The sequence below is a fragment of the Streptomyces sp. 2323.1 genome (assembly GCF_900221035.1).
GTDB classification, from domain to species: Bacteria; Actinomycetota; Actinomycetes; order Streptomycetales; family Streptomycetaceae; genus Streptomyces; species Streptomyces sioyaensis.
In genome coordinates this window covers 7643291-7666818 of the sequence record NZ_LT907981.1, presented here as the reverse complement: position 1 = coordinate 7666818, position 23528 = coordinate 7643291, and the positions used below count along the sequence as shown (strand labels likewise).

The window sequence follows — 23528 nt, the reverse complement described above, 5'->3', positions numbered from 1 at the left end:
ACGTTATGCCGGGTCAGCCCAATGTGCTATGTCACACCTCATTGTCGGCGGGTGAAGTGCGCTGAGATGGTGCCGCACACGCCTCATACGGTTTCCCGAGGCGCATCTGTTTCCCCCCACGAAGGAGCAGGGATGCGCTACCGCTTCACCTGGCCCAGATGTGTGGTCGACAGCCTGGCCGCCTGCACGACGATCGCCTGCCTGGCGACGCCCGCGGCCGCCACGCCCCACGCGATGGCCGTCGCCAAAGCCGTGCCCATACCCCCCACCACTTCTCACCCCGCACCGCCGCCCGTCGGCTCAACCGTCAGCACAGGCGAACGGCCGGATGTGCAGGGCCGGCCACTCTCCCCCACCCAACTCCCCCCGCTCAGGGCGCAGAAGCCCCCCACATCCTTCTCCGCTGCGGCCTCCTGCAGCCCCGGCGACTTCGGCAGCCGGACCGGAGCCGAACTGGTCACGGCCGTCAAAGACGCGACCACAGAGTGCGTCAACACCCTCTTCTCGGTCACCGGTAAAGACGCACACGACGTGTTCCGCGAGGACCAGATGGTCACCGTGGCCAACGCCTTCAAGGACGCGGCGGCGGCGTATTCCGGCGACAACTCGGCGAAGACGTTGCAGCTCGTGCTCTTCCTGCGCGCCGGATACTACGTGCAGGACAACCACCCTGATGACGTCGGCGACTACGGTCAGAACCTGGCGGCACCCGTCGAAGGCGGCCTGGACGCCTTCTTCGCCAACTCGCACTCCAAGGACGTCACTTCGAAGAACGGCGATGTCCTCAGCGAGGTCGTCACCCTCTCCGACAGCGCGAACGCGCAGGGCCGCTATCTGAACGTCTACAAGGAGGTGCTGAGCGGGTACAACAACTCGTACAACGACATCCCCAGCATGCTGGCGTCCGTCAACAACGTCTACACCCCGCTCTGGCGCGGAAACTGGAACCCAGAGTATGTGAAGGCGGTGACGGCCGACCCGAGCATTATCGACACGCTCGACTCGTTCGCGCGGGACCACCTGGACCTGCTGGGCACCGACAAGTCCTATCTGGACTCCAACGCCGGGATGAACGTGGGGCGTTACGTCGAGCACGCGCCGCTCCGGGACAAGGTCCGGCCGCTGATGAAGGGCCTGCTGGACGCCTCGAAGATCACCGGCAAGACCGCCCCCCTGTGGGTCACGGTCGCCTCCCAGGCCGACTCCTACGACAAGGACAACTGCTCGTACTTCGGCGTCTGCGGCCTGGCCGATCAACTCACGAAGGCGGCCCTGCCGGTCAGCCACAACTGCGACGAGACGCACACCATCAAGGCGCAGTCGCTGACCGCCGCCGACCTAGAGGCCGCCTGCGCCAGCGTCCTGAAACAGGACCCGTACTTCCACAACCTGGTGAAGGACAGCGGCCCGATTCCCGACCAGCACGAATCGACCATCCAGTACAGCGTGTTCGGCAGTCGCAGCGACTACCAGACCTACGCCGGCGCGATCTACGGCGTCGACACCAACAACGGCGGCATCACCATGATCGGGGACCCGACCAAGCCCGACAACAAGCCGCTCTCCATCATGTACCAGCGGGACGACGACAACGGCTTCCCGGCCCGGATCTGGAACCTCAACCACGAGTACACGCACTACCTCGACGCCCGCGACGACATGAAGGGCGACTTCGGCAAGCAGACGTCGGTCCCGGACGTGTGGTGGATCGAGGGACTCGCCGAGTACGTCTCGTACGGCTATCGCGGGATCACCGACACCGAGGCGGTCACCGAGGCCGGAAAGCACACGTACAAGCTGAGCACGTTGTTCCAGAGCACCTACGACAACAGCGATGTGACCCGCACCTACCCCTGGGGCTACCTCGCGGTCCGCTACATGTTCGAGAAGCACCCGGACGACATCGCCAATATGCTCGGGCACTTCCGAACCGGCGACTACGAAGGCGGCTACGCCGTCTACAACACCGGCATCGGGACCCGCTACGACGACGACTTCGACACCTGGCTCACCGCCTGCGCGGCCGGCGCCTGCGCCGCCAAGGCCCGGTGACGTACGGAGTACCGCACCAAGGCATGAAGCACACGGCATGAAGCACCAAGCATGAGGCATGAGGCTCCTGACGCAATCCGTTCGGCGGCGGCCGGGCGGACCTGTCAGGAGCCTCATGCCGGTGTACGGGACTCAGGACTTGGTCATCCGCACCACGTCCCCGGAGCCACCGCCCGACAGGACGTCGATCCGCGCCCCGGTGGTGGGGTCGGTGAAGCTCTGGCCGGGTGCGTACGCCGCCAGGTCGAGGGCGGTGCAGCCGGCCGGCGGGGTGGTGGACGGATGGGCATTGATGATTCTGACCGGGCCCGTGCCGGTGACGGCGGCGGAGTCGACCTTGTATATGAGGACGCCGGTGGAGCAGGCGTCACTGTCATTGCCCTCGGCGCGCCGGGACTCCGCCACGTACGCCGTCGTCTCGCTCGTACGCAGTACGGCGATCTTGGTGCCGCCGGGGCGTTCCACGGGAGTCAGCCGTACGGTGCGCGACCCCCGCGCGGGCAGGCAGGCGACCTGGGTGTCGCGGGTCCAGCCGAGCTTCCAGGAGTGCCAGCCCAGGTACTGCGGGGCGGGGCCGGCGATGTTGCCCATGAGGTCCCAGCCGCCGACGTACTGGTGGGTGGCCCCGGTGAAGGAGTACAGGTCGGGCAGCCCGAAGGTGTGGCCGGTCTCGTGGTCGGCCACCTTGTATCCCCAGCGCCACATGTCCTGGCCGAACGTCACGGCCCACTTGAGGCGGGTGCCGTCGGCGGTCACACCGGGCGTGGCCGGGTCGTACAGGTAGGTCGGGGAGAAGGAGATCGCGGCCGCTGCCTTGGTGGGGACGATGTACACCATGTCGTAGCGGGAGAAGTCCGCGTAGGGGTCGGCGGCCGTGATCGCGTCGCGCACATACTTCTCGTGTTCCTCGAAGGTGAGATCGCGGGTGAAGCCGTAGGACGTGGAGTCCGCCGGCATGCGGATCCAGCGCTTGAGCGAGCTGAGGGCGAGGCGGGAACGGCCGTAGCTGGCCGTGCGCATCCAGTCGGCGGCGGGGGCGAGTTGCGCCGCGTACGCGTCGGTGGAATCCGTGGCCGGGGCGTCCGGGAAGTCCACGTACAGGGTCAGCACCCGGTGTGTCCCGGTGGACCGCTGGAACCGGACCCGGTCGGTGGGGTGGCCCTCGTCGGTCCAGCCGGTCCTGCCGGGGAGGGCGCAGCTTCCGGCCGGGGCCGGGGAGGCCGCAGGTTCAGTGGCGGTGGCGGTGGCAGGGGCGGCAAGACACGGGCCGGCCACGAGGGCGACGGCCACGGCGAGGGGGCGCAGTCGGGTGGGCAGGGCAGACATGACTCTCCCGTCGGAAGTGCGGGGCAGGGTGTGGCAGGGGTGCCAGGGGTGGGGAGCGGGCGCGAGGCGGTTGGGCCTGTCGTTTGGATCAGGTTGGATCGGGGAGCGGGGTCTGGTGCGTGCAGCTGCAAGGCGGAGGATTGAGGCAACGCGGAGCGTTGCTGATTGACGACAACGCCGCAGATGCGCGTGCCAGGCCCCGCGAGCCCGACCTGATCCAAACGACAGGCCCTAGGCGCGGCCTGCGGCCAGGTCCATGAGGCGGGCCAGTACGAGACCGCCGGATGCCGAAATCCCGTCGTGTTCCCACTCGTTGGTGACCCAGGCGCGGGTGGCGCCGACCTCGCGCGCGGTGCGCAGGGAGAGGCCCGCGTCCACGTACATGTCGTCGTGGTAGACGGCCGCGGCGAGGGGCACCTCGTTGGCGGCGAGGCGCTGGGGGTCGTACAGGGGCGGCCAGTCGGTGCGCGCGGCCAGGATTTCGGCGGCGTCCGCGAAGGGGCGCAGGCCCGCGATGTCGCGGAACATCCAGGGGTAGATCATCTCGCCGGTGAGCAGGAAGGGATCGGCCTCCTCGGCGAATTCGGGGAAGTCGGCGAGGGCGCGGGCGGCCGCCCAGCCGGTCGGGCCGGTCCCCTGCCCGTACAGCGTCTCCTGCAGGACGGCGAAGAGCGGGTTGTCGGTGAAGGCGGTGAGGGTCATCGCCTGGTGGAGGAAGGTGTCGGTCAGCTCCCCGTTGTGGTCGAGGGATTCGTCGAGGAGCCAGTGGATCCGCTCGAAGCCGTCGCCCATGCCGAGGGCGAGGCCGAGGGTGCGCAGGCGGCGGACGGTGAGCCGGTCCCCGTCGGGCAGCCGGACGTCGGTTGCGGCCAGCAGATCCGCGATCTTGCTCAGGCGAGGGGCGTCGTCGGGGTAGCGCGCGTAGAAGTCGAGGACGCGGTCGCGGACGCGCGGGTAGGTGCGGGCGTACACGTCGTCGGCGGTGGCGGCGAGACCGGGCAGGCCGCCGGTGACGTAACAGGCCCGCAGGCCCTCGGGGGCCCGGGAGAGGTAGGTGAGGGTGAGGAAGCCACCGTAGCTCTGGCCGAGCGTCTCCCACGGTGTGGCGTCACCGCACAATTGACGGCGTATCAGTTCTGCGTCGGCGACGATCGAGTCGGCGCGGAAGTGGCCGAGATACGCGGCGAGCTGCTCAGGAGAGGAGGAGCGGGCGGCCGTCCGTGCGGTGACCGGGGTGGAGCGTCCGGTGCCGCGCTGGTCGAGCAGGAGTACCCGGTGGGTCGTGAGCGCCTGGGGCAGCCACCCGGGTGAACCGGCCGACGGGCGGGGCGACTTACCGCCCGGGCCGCCCTGGAGGTAGAGCAGCCACGGGAGCTCTTCCCGGGTGCGGGACGGGTCGACGACCTCGCGTGCGAACACCTCGATGGTCGGGCCGTGCGGGGCGGCGTGGTCCAGGGGGACAGGGAACACGTGGTCGGTGGTGGCGTACGCGGGGTTCATGGATTCCTTCCGAGGCCGAGGCAAGGGCCAAGTGCGGTGTGACATTGCATAGCCAGCGTGAAGCAACTGCTCTCGTCCGGGAAGCCCTTGTTCACGCATGGTCCCGTGAGGTGGCGGCCCTCCCCGCGCCACCAGCACGCCCACGATGCGCTCGTCAGCGACCCCGGCGGGCGTTGAGCCGGGCGGCCTGGCGCGTCAGGTGGTCGCGTTCGGCGAGGTTGGGTGCCTTCTGGGCCGCCTCGGCGTACAGCCGGGCCGCCGTCGCCAGGTCGCCGTCGCGCTCGTGGAGGTACGCCGCCACAGCGGCGTGGCGGGGCAGGGAGTCGTTCAGCGCGGCGAGCGCCGCCAGGCCGGCGCGCGGTCCGTCGGCCTCGCCGACGGCCACCGCGCGGTTGAGCCGGACGACGGGGCTGTCGGTCAGGCGCGCCAGCTCGTCGTACCACTCGACGATCTGCACCCAGTCGGTCTCCTCGGCGGTGGGCGCGTCGGCGTGGAGTGCCGCGATGGCGGCCTGGGCCTGGAACTCGCCCAGCCGGTCGCGGGCGAGGGCGGCCTGCAGGATCTCGACGCCCTCGGCGATCAACTCGGTGTCCCACCGGCCGCGGTCCTGCTCGGCGAGCGGCACCAGGCTGCCGTCGGGCGCGGTCCGGGCGGCGCGCCGGGCGTGGTGGAGCAGCATGAGGGCGAGCAGACCGGCCACTTCGGGGTGGTCGATGGCGGCCGCGAGCTGCCGGGTGAGCCGGATGGCCTCGGCGGAGAGGTCGACGTCGCCGGAGTAGCCCTCGTTGAAGACCAGGTAGAGGACGCGCAGCACGGTGGCGACGTCGCCGGGTTGGTCGAAGCGGACACTGGAGACGGTGCGCTTGGCCCGGCTGATGCGCTGCGCCATGGTCGCCTCGGGCACCAGGTAGGCCTGGGCGATCTGACGGGTGGTCAGCCCGCCGACGGCGCGCAGCGTGAGTGCGACCGCGGACGACGGCGTCAGCGACGGGTGGGCGCACAGGAAGTAGAGCTGGAGCGTCTCGTCCACCGCGGGTGCGGGCCCGGGCGGCGGCTCCTCGTCGACGAGGTCCTCACGCCGGCGCCGGGCGGCGTCCGACCGGGTCGCGTCGAGGAACCGGCGCCAGGCCACGGTGACGAGCCAGCCTTTCGGGTCCCGCGGAGGGTCGGCCGGCCAGGCGCGGACCGCCTCGACCAGCGCGTCCTGCACGGCGTCCTCGGCCGCCGCGAAGTCGGCTCCGCGGCGGACGAGGATGGCGAGCACGCTCGGCGTGAGGCTACGCAGCAGAGCCTCGTCGCTCCAGGTCACTTGAAAGTGCAATCCGTTACGGTCGGTGACGCGGCCAGGAACGGGCGCACCTCCAGCCACTCGTGGATCGGCTTCCCGCTCGCCCCGGGGGCGGCGGACAGTTCCCCGGCCAGCTCGACGGCGCGCTCGTAGGTGTCGACGTCGATCACCATCCAGCCGGCGATGAGGTCCTTGGTCTCGGCGAACGGGCCGTCGGTGACCGGCGGGCGCCCTTCACCGTCGTACCGGACCCAGGTGCCCTCGGGGGCGAGCGCCTGACCGTCGACGAACTCGCCGGTCTTCTCCAGCCGGGCCGCGAAGTCGTTCATGTACTGCACGTGCGCCGAGATCTCCTCCGGCGTCCACCGGTCCATGGGCACGTCGTTCACCGCCGCCGGGGCGCCGCGGTAGTGCTTGAGCAGCAGGTACTTGGCCATCGTGGTTCTCCTCGGTTCTGGTGCGACCCATTGTGGTCGCGTTCACAGCAGGGACGGAGCCGGCCACGGGTTCTCGACATCGGCGTCCGAAAATTTTTGGCTTTCCCGCGGCGGGGGCTTTCAGCCCTGGTCGAAGGCCGGTCGGACCCTCCGGACCTGCCGGCGGGCGGATGGGGCCGAGTGGCTCATGCCGTACGGCGGCCGCTCCGAGCACCCTGGAGATGCGGGGCAGTGCGCCGCCGGCCACCACGGCGAGACGAGCCGGAGAGGGCATCTCGGTCGCCTAGGGCCTGACGCCGGCCAGGGCTGCCCGACCCGACGCATCCGTCGGAGGAGGCTGAGCACGTCATGACGAACCTCATCACCGTCGGTCTGGACGGCACTCCGCAGTCGCTCTCCGCGGCCGTGTGGGCCGCGCGGGAGGCGACGCTGCGCAAGGGCCGGCTGCGGCTGCTGCACGCCTGGGTCCTGCTTGCTCTGGAGCCGAACGGCACTCCGTCCGAGAAGGCGGAGCAGAACTACTGGCCGCGCCGCATCGTCGAGGACGCACAGGCGGCGGTCGAGTCGGCCTGCCCGGATCTCCCCGTGGACGTGAGTCTGGTGCGTAAGGACCCGTTCGAGGCCCTGACCGATGCCGTCGAGGAATCGGATCTGCTGGTGCTGGGCTCGCGGGGGCTGGGGGCCGCGGCGCGCTTCACCCTGGGGGAAACCGGCCTGGAGCTGGTGACGCACACCGAGACCCCGACGGTTCTGGTGCGCGCCCAGCAGGACGCGCCCGCCGACAGCGCGAACGGCAAGGTGACCGTTGGTGTCGGTCTGCATGCCGCCTGCGAAGAGATGCTCACGTTCGCCTTCGAAGCCGCGGCACGGCGCGCGGTCCCGCTGCATGCCGTGCACGGCAGGCACCTGCCCTCATACGCCTACAACCGCGGTGGCGGTGTGGAGCGGAGCGCCGCCGAAGATGCGGTGCGCGATGCACAGGGCGAGCTGGCCGCCTCGCTGCGTCCGTGGCGGGAGAAGTTCCCGGCCGTTGCGGTGGACGAGGAAGTGGTGATGGAGAATCCGGTGGCCGCCCTCCTGCACCGCAGCGCGCACGCGGACCTCCTGGTCGTCGGCCGTCGGCACCGCGGGCGGCTGCTGCCCCCTCGCATCGGCCACGTCGTACAGGCAGCCGTCCACCATGCCCCGTGTCCCGTGGCGATCGTCCCGCACTCATGAATCCGGGCGGCAATGCGCCGTCCTCACCGACGGGTTCGTGCCTGAGCGGCGTCCCGGCGCCACGTCGCCACTCGACGCAGGGAGGACGAGGGAGGACGAAGGGATCTGGACACGATGACGAAACGCGAGAAGGGCTCCGGCTCGGGGGCCGCCCGGGCCGGCAGCGACCTGGGGCGGCGGGCCGCGATGAGAAGGGAGCAGCTGGGGCTGACCCGCGCGCATGTCGCGGCCCGGGCCGCCGCCTCGCCGGGGTATCTCCGGTACGTGGAGGACGGCGCGGCCGAGCCGGGCATCGGCTTCCTGCTGCGGCTGGCCGGTGCGCTCGACACCACGGTGGACGAACTGGTGGGAGGGACGGCGGAGCTGCCGGCGGGCTTCGGTGCGGCCGCGGCGCATCCCGAGGTGCTGGTGCTCAGCCCCGACGAGTGCCGCGAGAAGCTCTCCACCCACGGCGTCGGCCGAGTGGCGGTGACCGTCGATGACGCACCCGCCGTCTTCCCCGTGAACTACACCGTCGCCGGCGAGCTGGTCGCCTACCGCACCGATCCCGGAGCCGGACCGGCCGCGGCCGCCGGCCACGAGGTCGCGCTGGAGGTCGACCACCTCGATGACGCCTTCAGCCAGGGCTGGAGCGTCCTGGTCGTAGGGCCGGCGCACATCGTCACCGACGCCCACGAGGCCCGCCGGCTGGTGGATCACGCGCACACCGGCCCCTGGGTCGGAGACGGGCGCCAGCAGTGGATCGCGATCCGTCCGACCCGGATCACCGGGCGCCGGATCCGGGTCATGGGCACCCACGTCTCGCCGAAGGCGACGTCGTGAGGAGGACGGGTCGAGGTCGAGGCCGGGCCCCGGGCGACACGGTCTGCTGAGGCGCAGGGCCCGGCCCGGTGACGGCAAGGAGGACGGTTGTATCCGCAGCCCCGACGGTGTGGAGGTAGGTCATGGGCGGCTCTGTTGTCGTAGGTCTGGACGGGCTCGGGAACAGCGTGCCGGCGGTGCGCTGGGGCGCCGAGGAAGCCGCCGCCCGGGGCCTCCCGCTGCACCTGCTGCATGCCTGGACCTCCCAGCCCCTGAACCTCCCCCTCGCCCCGGAGGCCACGAACAAGCAGCGCTTCGGGGCCGAGGTGCTGGGCACGGCCGAAGCGATGGCGCTCAGGGCACATCCCGGCCTGTCGGTGACGACCGAACAGGTCGCGGAGCAGGCGGTGGACGCCCTGGTGGAGCGCGGTGGGCAGGCCATGATGATGGTGCTCGGATCGCGCGGGCACGGCGCCATCGCCGGCTTCCTGCTCGGCTCGGTCAGCCTGCACGTCCTGGGGCGCGCGCAGTGCCCGGTGGTCCTCGTGCGGGAGGAGGAGACCGCGGTCTACGGGCGGCCGGAGATCGTGGTCGGCGTCCAGGAGCCCGGGACGAAGGGCGAGGGCGTGCTGGAATTCGCGTTCGCCGCTGCCGAGGCCCATCACATGGCGGTGCGCGCCGTGCGGGCGTGGCAGCCTCCCGCGGGCGGGGAGCCGGTCCCCGCCGCGCCCGCCTCCGCGCCGGACGACGAGGGGCCCTCGGCCGCGGAGGAGGAGATGCTCACCGGCATTCTGGCGCCGTGGCGGGCGAAGTTCCCCGGCGTCGGCGTCATCGCCCACATACGGCGGGGCAGAGTGGCCGCGGTGCTGCTGGAGGCCTGTGCGCAGGCCGGTCTCCTGGTTGTGGGCCGTCGGGTGCAGCGCACCCCGATGCCGCTCGGCCCCCTCGTCCTCGCCGTTCTGCACCATTCCCCGTGCCCCGTCGCGGTCGTGCCGCGGCTCTGAGCGCCGTGGGGAGGGGCGGCCGGGACAACGGGATGACGACACCGCGCGCCGAGCGGTGCTCTCGCACCTCGCCTCGTTCCAGGTGAGGCGGCCGCCCGCGGTCACTACCGTGGAAGGTGTGACCGCACCCTGGGCGGCCGCACCGGAGGGCGCCGTGGGTGACGAGAAGCCTGGCCGAGCCGAAGACGCGCCGTGGCAGCTGGGTGCGCTGCCCGAAGAGCTGCACGAACGCCTCCGGGCCGTGGAGCGGAGCGGCGGCGGACCGCCGCATCTGCTGCTCGAAGCGGTGCTGTCCGTGGGCAAGGGGCTGGAGCTGCCGCAGGTGCTGCGCCGCATCGTCGAGGCCGCGGTCGTGCTCGTGGACGCCGAATACGGCGCGCTCGGCGTGCTCGGTGACGACACCCGCATCTCCCAGTTCCTGACGGTCGGGATCACCGAGGACGGGGCGAAGGCCATCGGCGAGCTGCCGGCGGGCCACGGGATCCTGGGTGAGCTGATCCGTCATCCCGCGCCGCTGCGCCTGGCCGAACTGGGCGAGCACCCGTCGTCGTACGGATTCCCGCCGCACCACCCGCCGATGCGGTCGTTTCTCGGGGCACCGGTCAAGGTGCGCGACAAGGTCTTCGGAAATCTCTACCTCACCGAGAAGCGCGGTGGCCGGGAATTCGACGCCGAGGACGAGACCGTGCTGTCGACGCTGGCGGTGGCGGCAGGTGTGGCCATCGAGAATGCCCGTCTGTACGAGGAGGCCCGCTATCGCCAGCGGTGGCTGGCGGCCAACGGTGAGATCGTCGCAGGACTGCTGACCGGAGCGGGCGGGGCCGACGTCCTGGAGACGATCGTGGACCACGCGGTGCGCATCCTCTCCGCCGACCTCGGTGTGCTGGCGCTGCCCGAGGACGACGACAACTTGCGGGTGGCGCTCGCTGTCGGCGTGGATGCCGAGGTGCACCGAGGGCTGGTGCTGCCCCGCCGCGGCTCGTTCGCCGGCGCGGCGCTCACCGCCCGAACTCCCTTGAGCAGCCTGGATATCGAGCACGATCCCCGCATCACCGCCGGTCCACCCCGGTGGGCGGGGCTCGGCCCCGCGGTCGCCGTTCCGATGATCACCGGCGAGCGGGTGCGCGGTGTGCTGCTGCTGGCCCGGCTCCACGGCCGTGCGCCGTTCACCGAGCCGGAGACCGCGCCGCTGCCGACGTTCGCGGGGCAGGCCGCCCTCGCCATGGAGATGGCCGATCAGCGGCAGAGCGCCGAGCAGCTGGCGCTGCTCAAGGACCATGAGCGCATCGCCCGTGACCTGCATGACCTGGCCATTCAGCGGCTCTTCGCGACGGGTATGACGCTGCAGAGCACGCTGCGCTTCGTCGATCATCCGGAGGCCAGTGAACGGCTGTTGCGGGCGGTGGACGATCTGGACGAGACGATCAAGATCATCCGGTCCACCATCTTCGGGCTCCGCGCGCACGAGACCGGCCCGGCACCCCACGGTCTGCGGGTCCGCACGGTCACCGTGGCGGAGCAGGCCACCCGCACCCTGGGCTTCGCACCGGCCCTCCACATGGAGGGGCTCATCGACACGGACGTACCGGCCGGCATCGCCGAGCATGTGCCGGCCGTGCTCGGCGAGGCGTTGAGCAACATCGCCCGGCATGCGCACGCGACCACCGCGGACATCTCCCTGGTCGTCCGCGGCGGGAGCCTGACGCTGACGGTCGAGGACGACGGCGTGGGCATGCCGCGGGACGGCAGGCGCAGCGGGCTGAGCAATCTGGCCAAGCGGGCGGAGAGTCTAGGCGGCACGATGACCATCGAGGCACCGTCCGAAGGCGGCACCCGGCTGGTGTGGCGCGCACCTCTGCCCGTTGGCCCGACATGAGCCCCAGGCCGTGTGCCACGGCCGTCGGCTCAATGCGACCCGGCGGCCGGATCCGGTGGGGCCGCGGCCTGGGTGGCGAGGACTGCTGCCTGGATGCGCCGCTCCACACCGAGTTTGGCGAGCAGCCGGGAGATGTGGTTCTTGACGGTCTTCTCGGACAGGTAGAGCCGCTTGCCGATCTGACGGTTCGTCAAACCTTCGCCGATCAGGCCGAGGATCTCCCGCTCCCGCGGGGAGAGCCCGGACAGGGCGTCCTCCTCGGGCGCCGCCTCGGGGTCCGCGCCCCGCAGGCTGCTCATCAGCCGTGTCGTGGTCGCCGGATCCAGCATCGAGCGACCGGAGGCGATCGTCCGCACCGCGGTGACGAGGTCCGCCCCCTTGATCTCCTTCAGCACATAACCGGCCGCACCGGCCATGATCGCGTCGAGCAGCGCCTCGTCGTCGTCGAACGAGGTGAGCATCAGACAGCCCAGCCCCGGCATGCGCGAGCGCAGCTCCCGGCACACGGAGACGCCGTCCCCGTCCGGCAGCCGCACGTCCAGCACCGCTACGTCCGGCCGCAGCGCCGGACCGCGGGCCATCGCATGGTCGGCCGTACCGGCGTCCCCCACCACGTCGATATCGGGTTCGGCATCGAGCAGGTCCTGCACACCCCGCCGGACGACCTCGTGATCGTCGACGAGGAACACCCGGATCGGCCGCTCCGGTGAGAAGGTGTCCGGCTTGCCCATCACGCCCTCCGGCGGGTACGACGTCCGCTTCCACCCCGCTTTCCCATCGTGGCCCCTGGCGCAGCGGCGTGCCATGGCGGAGCGGTCCCGCCGCCTGCTGTGCGGAGCCCCTCACCCACCTACGGGCGCCCGGAACTGCGGCCCGCCACCGGCGGTTCCCCCTGCCCGGGGGCCGGCCCTTCGAGGTCGAAGGTCACGTCCACGACGCCCTCGACCGCCCGCACCAGCCGTGCCGCGACGGGGAGCAGCGCGGCGTTGCGGATCCGGCCGCTGAGGGTGACCACGCCGTCGGTGACACGGACCGACAGCTCCGGTGCGGTTGCGGCGAACAGCCGGCCCACGACCTCCGTACGCACCTCCGCCGCCAGGTCCTCGTCGGAGCGGAGGAAGACCTTCAGCAGGTCCGAGCGGCTGACGATGCCCTGGAGCAGCCCTCCGCTGTCGACCACGGGAAGCCGCTTCACGGACTTGTACGCCATCGTCCGCGCCGCCTGCGCGAGGGTGTCATCGGCGTGCACCGTGAGGGCCGGCGAGCTCATCAACTCCCCCGCCGTCACGCCGCCGGCCTTGCGCACCGCGTCCGACCGCCGCAGCTGTTCCATCCGGTCGGGGTCCGTTTCCCGGAACTCCTCCTTGAGCAGCAGATCGGCCTCGGAGACCACCCCGATCACCCGCCCCTCCCCCGCGAGCACGGGCAGCGCGCTGACCTTCCACCGCTGCATCGTCTCGACGATCTCCTTGAAGCGCGCCTCCTGACCGATCGCCACCACCGCCTGCGTCATGACATCGCGGACGGTGCGCGGAGTGTGCGGAGTGTGCGGAGTGTGCGCCATGGCTCCTCCTCGGTACGGGCCGACGCCGCACGGGCCTTGCGACACTTCCAGCGTGCGCTTGCCGGCCGGTGCCGGGCAGGGGCCGTCCGGCTCCGGAGTCCGCCGACCGGCATGACGCCCCCGTGTGGGGCCACCGGTCGGCCGGTGCGCTCCGCCCACCTCACACTTCACCGCTCTCCGCCCGGACCGCCCGTCGCCGTGGGCCCCGTGCGGGCGGCATCCGGTCCGGTCACATCGAACTCCACGTCCACCACCCCCTCGACCGCGCGGACCAGGCGGGCGGCCACCGGGATGAGCGAGGTGTCCCGGACGCGTCCGCGCAGCGTAACGACCCCGTCGGCCACGGTGACCTGCAGATCCTTGGCCTGCGTCGGGAACAGTGCGCCGACGATGTCCCGGCGGACCTCCTCGGCCAGGTCGTCGTCCGAGCGCAGAAAGACCTTCAGCAGGTCGGCCCGGCTGACGATGCCGCCCAGCACGCCGTGCGCGTCCACCACCGGAAGCCGCTTGACGGACTCCCGCGCCATCACCCGAGCCGCCTGGGAGAGCGTGGCATCGGCGCGTACGGTCAGCGCGGGACTGGTCATCAGCTCCCCCGCCGTCACCGCTTCCGCTCGGCGGACGTCGTCGACCCGCCGCAGCTGCTCCAGCCGGTCGGGGTCCGACTCCCGGAACTCTTCCTTGGGCAGCAGATCGGCCTCGGAGACCACCCCGACCACCCGGCCCTCCGCCGCCAGCACCGGCAGCGCACTGACCTGCCAGCGCTCCATGGTCTCGATGATCTCCTTGAACCGCGCCGCACGATCGACCGCCGCCACGGTCGTGGTCATCACGTCGCGGACGATGTGCGGGGTGTTCAGCATGGCGCCACGCCTCCTCGGTGCCGGCCGCCGCGAAACGGCCGGGGTGACACCTCCAGCGTGAGCGGGGCGGCCGGGGCCCTGACAGGGCCGTCCGGTCCCTTCCGCCGTCGGCCGGTCGGCCCCCTCAGCGGCCGGCTTCTTCGTCCGCGGCCGGGGGGAACGTCACGGTGAACGCCGTGTGCCCGGGGCGGCTCGTCATGGCGACCGAGCCGCCGTGGGCGGTCACCACCGCGTGCACGATGGCGAGCCCGAGCCCGGTGCCACCGGCGGCACGCGAACGGCTGTGGTCCGCCCGGACGAAGCGGCCGAAGATCTCGGGGCGGACCTCGTCCGGGATTCCCGGGCCGTCGTCCGCCACGGTCAGCCGCGTGCCCAGCTCATCGGCCGTGAGCCGCACCGTGACGGCGGTTCCTGCGGGCGTGTGGCTGCGGGCGTTGGCGAGCAGATTGCCGATCACCTGATGCAGCCGGTGTTCGTCGCCGGTGAGGGTCACCGCCGTCTCGGGCAGCTCCAGCAGCCACCGGTGGTCGGGACCGGCCGCCCGCGCGTCGTCCGTCGCATCGAGCACCAGGCGGGTCAGGTCCACCGGGGCACGTTCCAGAGCGCGGCCCGCGTCGAGCCGGGCGAGCAGCAGCAGGTCGTCCACCAGGCGGCTCATCCGCTCCGACTCCGACTGGATACGGTCCAGGGCGCGCCGCACCTCGGCGGGGACGGGCCCGTGGTGCCGCAGGGCGAGTTCGGCGTGGCCGCGGACATGGGCCACGGGAGTGCGCAGCTCGTGGCTGGCGTCGGTGGCGAAGTGGCGCAGCCGCTCCTCGCCGGCCTGACGGCGTTCCAGGGCGTTGCCGACATGACCGAGCATCCGGTTCAGGGCGGTGCCCACCTGCCCGACCTCGGTGTGCGGGTCCGCCACCGGAACGGGTGCGGGCATGGCCACCTCGCCGCTGGCCAGGGGGAGCTCCGCCACGCTCGCGGCAGTGGTGGTCACCCGTCGCAGGGGGCGCAGGGACAGCCGTACCCACATCGCCCCCATCACGCCGGTGACCAGCAGGGCCCCGCCGAAGACCGCCGCCTCCACCGCCTCCAGCCGGTGCACGGTCTCCTCGACCGGGTGCAGCGGCAGCCCCGTGACGAGAACATCGCCGTCGTCTCCGGACACCGCGTTGACGCGGTAGCGCCCCAGCGCGGACAGCCGGATGCTGTGGCCCGTACCGTCCGGGCGAAGAGCGGCCAGCGACCGGCGGTCGTCGCCGGTGAGCGGCACCTTGGCATCTGCCGCCGCACGGACCACGGCCGCCTGTGTCGTGGTGCCGCGCAGCAGCCGGGCGCCGAAGGTGCCCTCCGACTGGCCGCGGGTGTCGGGCCGGTTGTCGGCGTCCGGCCGTGCCTCGTGTTCCAGGCTCACCGCGAACCGGCCGCCCGACGCGGACAGCTGCTGGTCCAGGCGCCGCACGAGAAAGCCTTCGAGTGCGAAGACCGTGGTCACGCCCACGGCCAGGCAGGCGAGGGCGAGCAGGGTGACCAGGCCCGCGGTGAGCTGGCTGCGCAGGGTGCGCGGAAGCAGCCGTCTCATGCCGCCTCCGGCTTGAGGACGTATCCGACGCCCCGGACCGTGTGGATCATCGGTGCCCGGCCGGCGTCGATCTTCTTGCGCAGATAACTGATGTAGAGCTCGACGACGTGCGACTTGCCGCCGAAGTCGTAGGACCAGACCCGGTCGAGGATCTGCGTCTTGGACAGCACCCGCCGCGGGTTGCGCATCAAGAAGCGCAGCAGCTCGAATTCGGTGCGGGACAGGTCGACGAGGTCGCCGCCGCGGACGACCTCCCGCGCCTCCTCGTCCATCACCAGGTCGCCGACCACGAGCCGGTCGCCCTCCGGCGCCTGCGCCATGCCGGCCCGGCGCAGCAGCCCGCGCAGTCGCGCCAGCACCTCTTCGAGACTGAACGGCTTGGTCACGTAGTCGTCGCCGCCCGCGGTGATCCCCGCGATGCGGTCCTCGACGGAGTCACGTGCGGTCAGAAAGAGGACACAGACGGTTTCCAGCTCCTGGCGCAGCAGGTGCAGCACCCGCAGTCCGTCGATGTCGGGGAGCATCCAGTCCAGGACGACGGCGTGCGGACGGAACGTCCGTGCCACCGCGAGCGCGCCGGCGCCGTCGGCCGCGGTGCGGACCGCCCAGCCTTCGCCGGCCAGCGCTCCGGACAGCACTTCGGTCAGGTCCGGTTCGTCGTCGATCACGAGGACGCGGACCGCTGATCCGTCGTCGCCGTGCAGGTGGCCGGTGGTGGGGTGGTTGTCCATGGTCACTCCAGGATCCCCCGCGCCAGGAGGTGCCCAGGCACGCCCCTGCTCTGAGTTTCCTCTGAATCCGGCGTCCAGGGCTCGCGGCGGGGCCGCTCAGAGGGTCTTCAAAGGTTGCGCTGCCACGGTAGCCCTCCCCACGGAAACGGAGCCCCATGACCACGCTGTCGCACCCCCGCCGCGGAGCGGCCCTGCGCCCGGGCCGGCCACCCTCCTTCGTGCCGCTCCTGGCACAGGCCGCCGTCTGGGCGGGGGCCGCCGGTGTGCTCGGCCTGTGGTGGACCGGCACCCCGTCCGTGGTGAGCCCGGCGGACTGGCTGACCGGCGCCGGCCGGATCACCGGGCTGCTGGCCGGATACGGCTGCGCGGTGCTGGTGGCGCTGATGGCCCGGGTGCCGCTGCTGGACCACCGCGTGGGCACGGACCGGCTGGCCCGCTGGCACGCCATGGGCGGCCGCTACACCCTCTCCCTCATCCTCGCCCACGTCCTGCTGATCATCTGGGGGTATGCGCTCGCCTCGCACAGCGGCGTGGTGCACCAGACGACCACCCTCGTCCTTGACTATCCCGACATGCTCATGGCCACCGCGGCCTTCCTGCTCCTGATGGCCACCGCCGTCGTCTCGGCGCGGGCCGCCCGCCGCAGGATGAGCTACGAAACCTGGCACTACCTCCACTTCGCCACCTATCTGGCCCTCTTCCTCGCCTTCGGCCACCAGCTCTCCAACGGCGCCGACTTCGTAGGCCACCAGCCCGTCCAACTCGCCTGGTACGCCCTCTACCTCGGCGTGGCGGCACTCCTCGCCTGGTACCGCTTTCTGCTCCCCGTACGCCGGGCGCTGCGTCACCGCCTCCGTGTCGCCGACGTCCGCCGGGAGGCACCGGGGGTGGTCTCGGTCCACCTCACCGGCCGGCACCTGACCGAACTGGGTGCACAGTCCGGCCAGTTCTTCCGCTGGCGGTTCCTGACACCGGGGCTGTGGTGGACCGCCAACCCGTACTCCCTCTCCGCACCGCCACTCCCCGGCCACCTGCGCATCACGGTGAAGGAAGCCGGCGGGCACAGCGCGGCCCTGGCAGGCCTGCGGACCGGAACCCGGGTCTGGGCCGAAGGCCCCTACGGCTCCTTCACCGCAAGGCGCCGCAGGGCCGAAAAGGTGCTGCTGCTTGCGGGAGGCGTCGGCATCACCCCCCTGCGCGCCCTGTTCGAGACGCTCCCCGGCGAGGTCACCCTCCTCTATCGGGCACGGCGGCCCGAGGACCTCGCGTTGCGCTCCGAACTCGACGCCATCGCCGCCGCCCGCGGTGCGACGGTGCACTACGTCGTCGACGAACCGGCCGTTCATTTCTCCCCGTTGACGGCCCGCGCCCTGCACCGCCTGATACCGGACCTGGCCGCGCACGAGGTGTACCTGTGCGGCCCGCCCGGCATGACCGAGGCGGCCCGGCGCGCCCTGCGGGGCGCCGGGATACCGCGCCGTCACATCCACCACGAGTCGTTCGAGTTCTGAAGGAGCCACCGCGTGCGCCGAGCCGTCCTCACCACCGCGTCGACCAGCGCTCTGGTCGTCCTGCTGCTCACTCTCAAGCCCCACCACAGCGCCGACCCGATCGGTGGGACACCGCAGACGGGCGCCGCTTCGGTACCGGCGCCTACCGGCAGTACACACCGGGGCACCGCTTCGGCACCGGCTACGACCGGCAGCGCACACGGGAGCGCCGGACAGCGCAACGGGACGTACACCGGTGCCCCGGTCACCACCAAGTACGGCACCGTACAGGTCGCCATCAGCGTCAAGGCCGGGCAGCTGTCGACCGTCAAGGTGCTGAAGGCGCCCTCCGAGGACGCCCGCAGTCGCGAGATCGCCGCCTATGCCCTGCCGCGGCTGACCCAGGAGGCCCTGAACGTCCACAGCGCTCATGTCGACGCGGTGTCCGGTGCCAGCTACACCAGCGCGGGATATGTCCGGTCCCTCCAGAGCGCACTGGACGAAGCCGGTGTCTGAGCCACGGCGCGGCCTGCGCCATGTCGAGCAGGCGATGGGCACCGTGTTCTCGTTCGACATCCGCGACACCCCCACCGCGGCCATCGGCTCCGCCCTGCGCGACGCCGTCGCCTGGCTCCACCACGTCGATGAGGTCTTCTCCCCCTACCGTCCCGACAGCGCCATCAGCCGTCTCGCGCGGGGTGAGGTCTCCCCCGCCGACTGCTCGCCCGAGGTACGGGAGGTCCTCGGCCTCTGCACGCGGGTCCGCCGCGCCACCGACGGCTGGTTCAGCCACACTCCGGACGGCACCCTCGACCCGTCCGGCCTCGTCAAGGGGTGGGCCGTGGAACGCGCCTGGCAGATCCTCCACACGGCGGGCGCACACAACCTCTGCGTGAACGGCGGTGGCGACCTCCAGCTCAGCGGGGAGTCCGCCCCCGGCGTCCCCTGGCGCATCGGCATCGCCCACCCCCTGCGCCCCGGGGCCCTGTGCACCGTCGTCACGGGTCACGATCTGGCCATCGCCACCTCGGGCACCGCGGAACGCGGCGCGCACATTCTCGACCCGCACACCGGCGCGCCCGCCGACGGCCCTGCGTCCGTGACGGTGGTCGGCCGCCGGCTGACCCTGACCGACGCCTACGCGACGGCGGCCTTCGCCATGGGAGGGCGGGCCGCCGACTGGCTGGAACACCTCGACGGCTATGAGGCGTTCGCCGTTCTCCGGGACGGCCGGGTCTGGCGGTCCACCGGGTTTCCCGGCGATGAATGAGGAGTCCGTCAGACGCGATGGACGTCGGCCGTGACGATCACACCGTCCTGAACGGTGTACGTACCGGTGAACCGCTGGTGGGAGCCGTTGATCAGCGTCAAGTCGTAGGTCACCGTGACCTTGTTGCCGGCCACGGAGTCGACTGTGACGACGTTCTGGTCGGTGCCCTGGTTGGCCGTCACGAAGGAGTCGTACGGCCGCCCTGAGGTGTTCTTCCCGCCCAGCGCCCAAGCCGCCTCGAATTCATCGTTGTTGATGGCCGCGAAGTATGCCTTGACCACGTCCACGGGAACGGGCTGTGGTTGCTGGGCCGGCGCGGCCGCAGGGTGGGCGGCCGCGGCCGGTGCCGTGGCGGTGACCGCCGGTGCCGCGGCCCCGGCGGGCTGGACGACGCCGAACAAGGCGCCGGCACCGGAAAGGGCCACGACGACCGCCGCCCGCACGAGCGTCATCCGCACGGTCTTCACCACGGACACGGCGTTCGCCACGGACACGGTCTTCACCACGGAGGTGTCACATCCTGGAAGCTCCGTCATCATCGGACATCCCGGGGATTCGAGTGTGTGGGCCCACCTGGTCACCTGCTCACCTGTGTGCCTCACCTCGGTGGATGACGTAGGTGGGGCACGCAGGCAGGTGAAGGTGGGTTCGTCATTCCATCGTGCGGTACTTGTCCCGTGGCTGCACCTGCGGCCGGCTGTGGGCGGGGTGCGCGGGCGACACAGTCCACAGCGTGACAACTGGTGTACACGGGGTCACCGGACTTGATGCGTCATTCGCCCACCGCGCGGTGCATCCGCCGGAAGCCGTCGAGTCCCGTTCCGCGGCGGTCGTGCCGTTCGCCCTGCGAGACGAAGCCGAGGCGCTGGTACAGCGCCCAGGCCCGGGTGTTGGAGCAGGAGACGTCTCCTTCGAGGTGGGTCAGGCCGGCCGTGCGGGCCAGCCGTTCCGCCTGCTGCACCATCAACGAGCCGTAGCCCTGGGAGCGGTGGGCCGGCCGTACCGCCAGGTTCGCCATGAAGAGGGCGTTCGGGCTCGGCGGGGCGAACAGCCGGGAGACGGCCGCCGACCGGCGCAGCACCGACAGCAGGCAGCGCGGCCCGAACCGGGCGGCGGACAGCAGCGTCTGGAGGCTCAGCGCCTGGTAGCGCTTTCCCCGGTACAGCGTCATGGTCGCCAGTACCTCGCCGTGGGGTGCGACCGCGAGGATCTGCTGGGCGTGCCCGAAGATCCCCCGTCCGCGGAGGAAGTCCCGCCGCAGCAGCGCCGCCGGTCCGCCCGGGACGCCGCCCATCGTGCTGTCGAGAAGGCTGCGGGAGGACTCCCACATCAGGGGCACGACTTGGTCGGCGTCCGTGGGGCGGGCGGTGCGGAACTCGACGGGGAGGGGGGTGTTCATGGGTGCTCCGTGGGTCGGGTGGCGAGCGCCTGGCGCGCTGCGGCGCAGACGTTGTCGAGGGTGGGTTGGCGGATCAGGTCGCGCAGCCGGGCGTCGAAAGCGGGCTCGCCGGCCGCGCCGACCACGTCGGTGGCGACCGCGGCGAGCATGCGCAGCAGCGTCAGGGAGTCGCCGCCGAGCCGGTGGAAGTCGTCCTGTGGTGCGAGGTGCAGGTCCGGGCCGCCCAGGACGCGAGCCCAGATCGCGGCGACGGACGCTGCCACCGGATCGCGCCCGGAATCGGGTGGCCGGTGCCCGTCCTCCGCGTCGTCGGCCGGCGCGGCCCCCGCTCGCGCCTCTGCGGCCGGACGTGCGCGAGCGAACGGGTCCGGGAGCGCCTGGACGTCGACCTTGCCGTTGACCGTCCACGGGAAGGCATCCAGCACGCGGACGGCCGCCGGGACCAGGTACGTGGGCAGTTGTCGGGCCGCGTGCGTCCGCAGCTCGTCCGGGGCGGCGGTGCCGGTGACGTAGGCGCAGAGCACGGGTTCGGCGCCCGGGCGTGGCGGGCGGGCGGTGACCATCGCGCGGCGCACGCCCGGATGCCGTTCCAGTGCGGCCGCCACCTCGCCCGGCTCGATCCGGTGGCCCCGGACCGACAACTGGTCGTCGGTACGGCCCAGGTAGCGCAGCACCCCGGCGTCCGTCAGCTGCGCCAGGTCGCCGGTGCGGTAGACCCGGGTGCCGTCGGCGAGGTGCCCGAAGCGCTCCCGGTCGAGGTCCGGTCGGCCGAGGTAGCCGCGCGCCAACTGCGCGCCGGACAGGTGGATCTCGCCCACCTCCCCCGGCCCGGTGAACCGCCCGTCGGCGTCCAGCAGGTACGCCTCGGTGTTGTCCACCGGGAGGCCGATCGGCACGGCCGGGAGGTCCCCGTCACGCTCGGCGTCGAAGGTGTGCACGATGCAGCCGATGGTCGCCTCGGTGGGGCCGTACTCGTTGACGATCCGGCAGTCCGGGCCGAACATCCGCTGCACCCGTGCGGCCACCGGGCCGCGCAGCTGCTCGCCGCCCACCACGAGCACCCGGAAGGAGCGCGGCTCGATGCCGAGTGTGGTGAGCAAGTCGAGGTGGGCGGGGGTGAGTTTGAGGGCGTTGGCGCCCGAGCTGGTCAGCAGGTGGCGCAGCGTGCGGTGGTCCGGCTCGTCCGGGACCAGGGCGATGCTGCCGCCGGCGGCCAGCGGCGCGAAGAGCGTGGTGCCGGTGAGGTCGAAGGCCAGGGACGTGAACAGTGCGAAGCGGGTGGTGGCATCGACCCGGTACCGGTCGGTGGCCCAGCGGGTGTAGTTGACCAGCGCCCGGTGCTCGACCACAACGCCTTTCGGGCGGCCCGTCGAGCCGGAGGTGTAGATGACGTACGCGGCGTCGTCCGGTCCCGCCGTCCCGGGGTGCGGCTGCGCGCCGCTCACCGGCAGCTCGTCCAGGACGATCGCGGGGCAGTCCGGTCCCGGCAGCGCCCGGTACGTGCTGCCGGTCAGGCAGTGGGAGGCGCCGGCGTCGGCGAGGACCGCGGCGATCCGGGCCGGCGGATGCGCCGGGTCGAGCGGCAGGTACGCGGCGCCTGCCTTGAGTACGCCCCACAGGCCCGCGACGGCCGCCGCAGTGCGGTCGGCGAGCAGCCCCACGACCGCGCCGCGCCCCACGCCCCGGCTGCGTAACTCCGCGGCCACCACGTCGGACCGGCGGTCCAACTCCCCGTACGTCACCGTGCCGTCCGGCCCGGTGAGCGCCACCGCGTCCGGGGCACGGTGCACCTGCTGCCGCAGCAGCGCCGTCAGCGTCAGCGGGGGAACGGAACGCCGCGGGCCCACGGCCACCGGGCGGCGCCGTGCGCGGGGGGGCAGTGCTTCGCACACCGCGTCCAGCAGCGCCGCCGCCCGGGTGTCCGCGCGGGCGCCGCCGGGGTGGGACATGGCCAGCTCGGTACGGCCCGCGCACTCCACGGCGGTGAACGACAGCGGGACGAACGGCGCCTGGACCGGCAGCGAGTACACGGTGCGGGCCGCGAAGCCCGGGGCGGACACCTCTTCCGGGGCGAGGCGTCCGAGGGTGGTGACCAGGGCCGAGCAGGGGTAGCGGCCGGCCGCCGCGGTCGCCGTGTGCGCGGCCGTCAGCAGTGCGGCGAGAGGAGCGAGCGGCAGCCGGGCCGCCGACTCCTCCTCGCCGACGGCCAGTTCGCGCCGTTCGGCCAGGGCCCGCAGCAGCTGCGCGTGCCACTGTTCCCAGGGGTCGCCCGCGCTGCCGTCGAGGAAGACGGGGAGGCTGAGATTGGCGGTGGAGCGCAGCTGCGGACGGTGCCGCCGGAGGTCCACCGGCACCATCACCCGGGTGGCGCCCGGGGCAAGGTCCGCGAGGGCGGCGGCGGTCTTCGCGACCAGGCCGGGGTGGCTGCCGTGCAGGGTCCGCCGCTGCCAGCGCGGGGCCCGGCCGTGGCGGACACCCGCGAGCGGGGACCGCCACCGTGGGGCGACCGGCTCGCGGTGGGCGCCGCCGAGGGCGTCGAGCAGGGCGAGGTCGTACAGCGGGGACGGGGCCCCGACGGGGGCCTCTCCGCGCAGCGCCCGGAAGACGTCCGCCGTCCAGGCGAGCGCGCCCCGCGCGTCCATGACCGCGTGGTGCACGCGGAAAACCAGCGTGGTGGTGGCGCCCTCGGTACGGACGGCCACCTCGCAGCTGCGGCCGTCGCCGGGGGCGAGCGGGGCCCGCAGCGCCGCACCGAGCCCGGCCACGATCCGTACGGCGGGGGGCCGTCCGGAGTCCGTCCAGATCCGGCCGCGGCGGCGCAGGCGCGCCCCGGGGCAGGCGGCGGACGCCTCGTCGACCGCCCGGCGCAGCGCGTCGGGAGCGATCGTGCCGGTGCCCTCGACCACGATCTGGACGGCGAACGGCGGGGCGAGCCGGCCGCCGGCCAGGTAGAGCCATTCGGTGGGTGAGACCGGCCGCTCGAAGCGGGTGCTTTGGGGCGGGCGGTTCGGTGCAAGCACCGGCTCCCTGCCGGTGCGGGCCTGCTGGACGTGGGTCATGACGATCCGTTTCGTTGTGCTCGGCTGCCGCGGTCGCGCCGGGCGGCGGCCCGTGCGCGGGAGCCGGGGAGCTGTGC

General features: G+C 72.3%; 20 protein-coding genes. 8 read left to right on the top strand and 12 right to left on the bottom strand.

Annotation, left to right across the window (positions count from 1 at the left end; all coding sequences use genetic code 11):
- Positions 1–132: 132 nt before the first annotated feature.
- Positions 133–2052, top strand: coding sequence for a collagenase (locus tag CPH93_RS32960; protein WP_096214944.1), 1920 nt, complete (start codon positions 133–135; stop codon positions 2050–2052).
- Between the two features lie 132 nt (positions 2053–2184).
- Here the strand turns inward: CPH93_RS32960 and CPH93_RS32955 are convergent, their stop codons facing one another.
- The 4 genes from CPH93_RS32955 to CPH93_RS32940 form a co-directional block, all read right to left on the bottom strand.
- On the bottom strand, positions 2185–3378 hold the full coding sequence (locus tag CPH93_RS32955) for a M6 family metalloprotease domain-containing protein (RefSeq protein WP_096214943.1): 1194 nt from the start codon (positions 3376–3378) through the stop codon (positions 2185–2187).
- Positions 3379–3609: 231 nt separating this feature from the next.
- Positions 3610–4878, bottom strand: coding sequence for an alpha/beta fold hydrolase (locus tag CPH93_RS32950; protein WP_096214942.1), 1269 nt, complete (start codon positions 4876–4878; stop codon positions 3610–3612).
- A gap of 154 nt (positions 4879–5032) precedes the next feature.
- A complete protein-coding gene (locus tag CPH93_RS32945) occupies positions 5033–6199 on the bottom strand; it encodes an RNA polymerase sigma factor (RefSeq protein WP_231977039.1) in 1167 nt (388 codons plus the stop codon).
- Positions 6184–6603, bottom strand: a complete 420-nt coding sequence (locus CPH93_RS32940; protein ID WP_093481620.1) for a YciI family protein — start codon at positions 6601–6603, stop codon at positions 6184–6186. Before CPH93_RS32940 ends, CPH93_RS32945 begins: the two co-directional genes overlap by 16 nt.
- A 348-nt stretch (positions 6604–6951) precedes the next feature.
- Between CPH93_RS32940 and CPH93_RS32935 the strand changes: the two genes are divergently transcribed.
- The 4 genes from CPH93_RS32935 to CPH93_RS32920 all read left to right on the top strand — a co-directional run bounded on the left by CPH93_RS32935 (position 6952) and on the right by CPH93_RS32920 (position 11502).
- Positions 6952–7821 (top strand): universal stress protein, encoded by an 870-nt coding sequence (locus CPH93_RS32935; protein ID WP_096214940.1) that lies wholly within the window; start codon positions 6952–6954, stop codon positions 7819–7821.
- 114 nt (positions 7822–7935) lie between these two features.
- Complete coding sequence (locus tag CPH93_RS32930; RefSeq protein ID WP_096214939.1) at positions 7936–8643, top strand: helix-turn-helix domain-containing protein; 708 nt, start codon at positions 7936–7938, stop codon at positions 8641–8643.
- 122 nt (positions 8644–8765) lie between these two features.
- Complete coding sequence (locus CPH93_RS32925; protein WP_096214938.1) at positions 8766–9626, top strand: universal stress protein; 861 nt, start codon at positions 8766–8768, stop codon at positions 9624–9626.
- Positions 9627–9780: 154 nt separating this feature from the next.
- The gene (locus CPH93_RS32920) at positions 9781–11502 is read left to right on the top strand and encodes a sensor histidine kinase (RefSeq protein ID WP_159395137.1); all 1722 of its coding nucleotides are present in this window, start codon (positions 9781–9783) and stop codon (positions 11500–11502) included.
- 29 nt (positions 11503–11531) lie between these two features.
- On the opposite strand, the gene CPH93_RS32915 is transcribed toward CPH93_RS32920, so the two are convergent.
- From CPH93_RS32915 to CPH93_RS32895, 5 genes are all read right to left on the bottom strand, one after another.
- Positions 11532–12233 (bottom strand): response regulator, encoded by a 702-nt coding sequence (locus CPH93_RS32915; RefSeq protein WP_093481625.1) that lies wholly within the window; start codon positions 12231–12233, stop codon positions 11532–11534.
- A 119-nt stretch (positions 12234–12352) separates the two neighbouring features.
- Positions 12353–13066: a CBS domain-containing protein gene (locus tag CPH93_RS32910; protein ID WP_096214936.1), complete on the bottom strand. Its 714-nt coding sequence runs from the start codon at positions 13064–13066 to the stop codon at positions 12353–12355.
- A 167-nt stretch (positions 13067–13233) separates the two neighbouring features.
- Positions 13234–13929 carry a CBS domain-containing protein gene (locus CPH93_RS32905; protein WP_096214935.1) on the bottom strand — a complete coding sequence of 232 codons (696 nt, stop codon included), beginning with the start codon at positions 13927–13929 and terminating at the stop codon, positions 13234–13236.
- Between the two features lie 124 nt (positions 13930–14053).
- Positions 14054–15502, bottom strand: a complete 1449-nt coding sequence (locus CPH93_RS32900; RefSeq protein ID WP_096214934.1) for a sensor histidine kinase — start codon at positions 15500–15502, stop codon at positions 14054–14056.
- Complete coding sequence (locus CPH93_RS32895; RefSeq protein ID WP_093648444.1) at positions 15499–16233, bottom strand: response regulator transcription factor; 735 nt, start codon at positions 16231–16233, stop codon at positions 15499–15501. Before CPH93_RS32895 ends, CPH93_RS32900 begins: the two co-directional genes overlap by 4 nt.
- 155 nt (positions 16234–16388) lie before the next feature.
- On the opposite strand from CPH93_RS32895, the gene CPH93_RS32890 reads away from it, so the two are divergent.
- From CPH93_RS32890 to CPH93_RS32880, 3 genes are read left to right on the top strand one after another with little or no spacing between them, the layout of a single operon-like run.
- A complete protein-coding gene (locus CPH93_RS32890) occupies positions 16389–17744 on the top strand; it encodes a ferredoxin reductase family protein (RefSeq protein WP_096214933.1) in 1356 nt (451 codons plus the stop codon).
- Between the two features lie 12 nt (positions 17745–17756).
- Positions 17757–18239: an FMN-binding protein gene (locus CPH93_RS32885; protein WP_093648448.1), complete on the top strand. Its 483-nt coding sequence runs from the start codon at positions 17757–17759 to the stop codon at positions 18237–18239.
- 34 nt (positions 18240–18273) lie between these two features.
- On the top strand, positions 18274–18993 hold the full coding sequence (locus tag CPH93_RS32880) for an FAD:protein FMN transferase (RefSeq protein WP_371126797.1): 720 nt from the start codon (positions 18274–18276) through the stop codon (positions 18991–18993).
- 8 nt (positions 18994–19001) lie between these two features.
- Here the strand turns inward: CPH93_RS32880 and CPH93_RS32875 are convergent, their stop codons facing one another.
- The 3 genes from CPH93_RS32875 to CPH93_RS32865 all read right to left on the bottom strand — a co-directional run bounded on the left by CPH93_RS32875 (position 19002) and on the right by CPH93_RS32865 (position 23451).
- Positions 19002–19499 carry a hypothetical protein gene (locus CPH93_RS32875; RefSeq protein ID WP_093648452.1) on the bottom strand — a complete coding sequence of 166 codons (498 nt, stop codon included), beginning with the start codon at positions 19497–19499 and terminating at the stop codon, positions 19002–19004.
- A gap of 266 nt (positions 19500–19765) precedes the next feature.
- Entirely contained in the window at positions 19766–20392 is a 627-nt protein-coding gene (locus tag CPH93_RS32870; RefSeq protein WP_096214932.1) for a GNAT family N-acetyltransferase, read from the bottom strand.
- A complete protein-coding gene (locus tag CPH93_RS32865; RefSeq protein ID WP_096214931.1) occupies positions 20389–23451 on the bottom strand; it encodes a non-ribosomal peptide synthetase in 3063 nt (1020 codons plus the stop codon). Before CPH93_RS32865 ends, CPH93_RS32870 begins: the two co-directional genes overlap by 4 nt.
- Positions 23452–23528 lie beyond the last annotated feature (77 nt).

Excerpts from the sequence above, each read along its gene's own strand:
- CPH93_RS32960 (WP_096214944.1), top strand. The coding sequence starts at position 133 with ATGCGCTACCGCTTCACCTGGCCCAGATGTGTGGTCGACAGCCTGGCC.
- CPH93_RS32895 (WP_093648444.1), bottom strand. The coding sequence starts at position 16,233 with ATGGACAACCACCCCACCACCGGCCACCTGCACGGCGACGACGGATCA.
- CPH93_RS32950 (WP_096214942.1), bottom strand. The coding sequence starts at position 4,878 with ATGAACCCCGCGTACGCCACCACCGACCACGTGTTCCCTGTCCCCCTG.
- CPH93_RS32910 (WP_096214936.1), bottom strand. The coding sequence starts at position 13,066 with ATGGCGCACACTCCGCACACTCCGCACACTCCGCGCACCGTCCGCGAT.
- CPH93_RS32935 (WP_096214940.1), top strand. The coding sequence starts at position 6,952 with ATGACGAACCTCATCACCGTCGGTCTGGACGGCACTCCGCAGTCGCTC.
- CPH93_RS32930 (WP_096214939.1), top strand. The coding sequence starts at position 7,936 with ATGACGAAACGCGAGAAGGGCTCCGGCTCGGGGGCCGCCCGGGCCGGC.
- CPH93_RS32890 (WP_096214933.1), top strand. The coding sequence starts at position 16,389 with ATGACCACGCTGTCGCACCCCCGCCGCGGAGCGGCCCTGCGCCCGGGC.
- CPH93_RS32915 (WP_093481625.1), bottom strand. The coding sequence starts at position 12,233 with ATGGGCAAGCCGGACACCTTCTCACCGGAGCGGCCGATCCGGGTGTTC.
- CPH93_RS32880 (WP_371126797.1), top strand. The coding sequence starts at position 18,274 with ATGGGCACCGTGTTCTCGTTCGACATCCGCGACACCCCCACCGCGGCC.
- CPH93_RS32940 (WP_093481620.1), bottom strand. The coding sequence starts at position 6,603 with ATGGCCAAGTACCTGCTGCTCAAGCACTACCGCGGCGCCCCGGCGGCG.
- CPH93_RS32955 (WP_096214943.1), bottom strand. The coding sequence starts at position 3,378 with ATGTCTGCCCTGCCCACCCGACTGCGCCCCCTCGCCGTGGCCGTCGCC.
- CPH93_RS32925 (WP_096214938.1), top strand. The coding sequence starts at position 8,766 with ATGGGCGGCTCTGTTGTCGTAGGTCTGGACGGGCTCGGGAACAGCGTG.
- CPH93_RS32865 (WP_096214931.1), bottom strand. The coding sequence starts at position 23,451 with ATGACCCACGTCCAGCAGGCCCGCACCGGCAGGGAGCCGGTGCTTGCA.
- CPH93_RS32905 (WP_096214935.1), bottom strand. The coding sequence starts at position 13,929 with ATGCTGAACACCCCGCACATCGTCCGCGACGTGATGACCACGACCGTG.
- CPH93_RS32870 (WP_096214932.1), bottom strand. The coding sequence starts at position 20,392 with ATGAACACCCCCCTCCCCGTCGAGTTCCGCACCGCCCGCCCCACGGAC.
- CPH93_RS32900 (WP_096214934.1), bottom strand. The coding sequence starts at position 15,502 with ATGAGACGGCTGCTTCCGCGCACCCTGCGCAGCCAGCTCACCGCGGGC.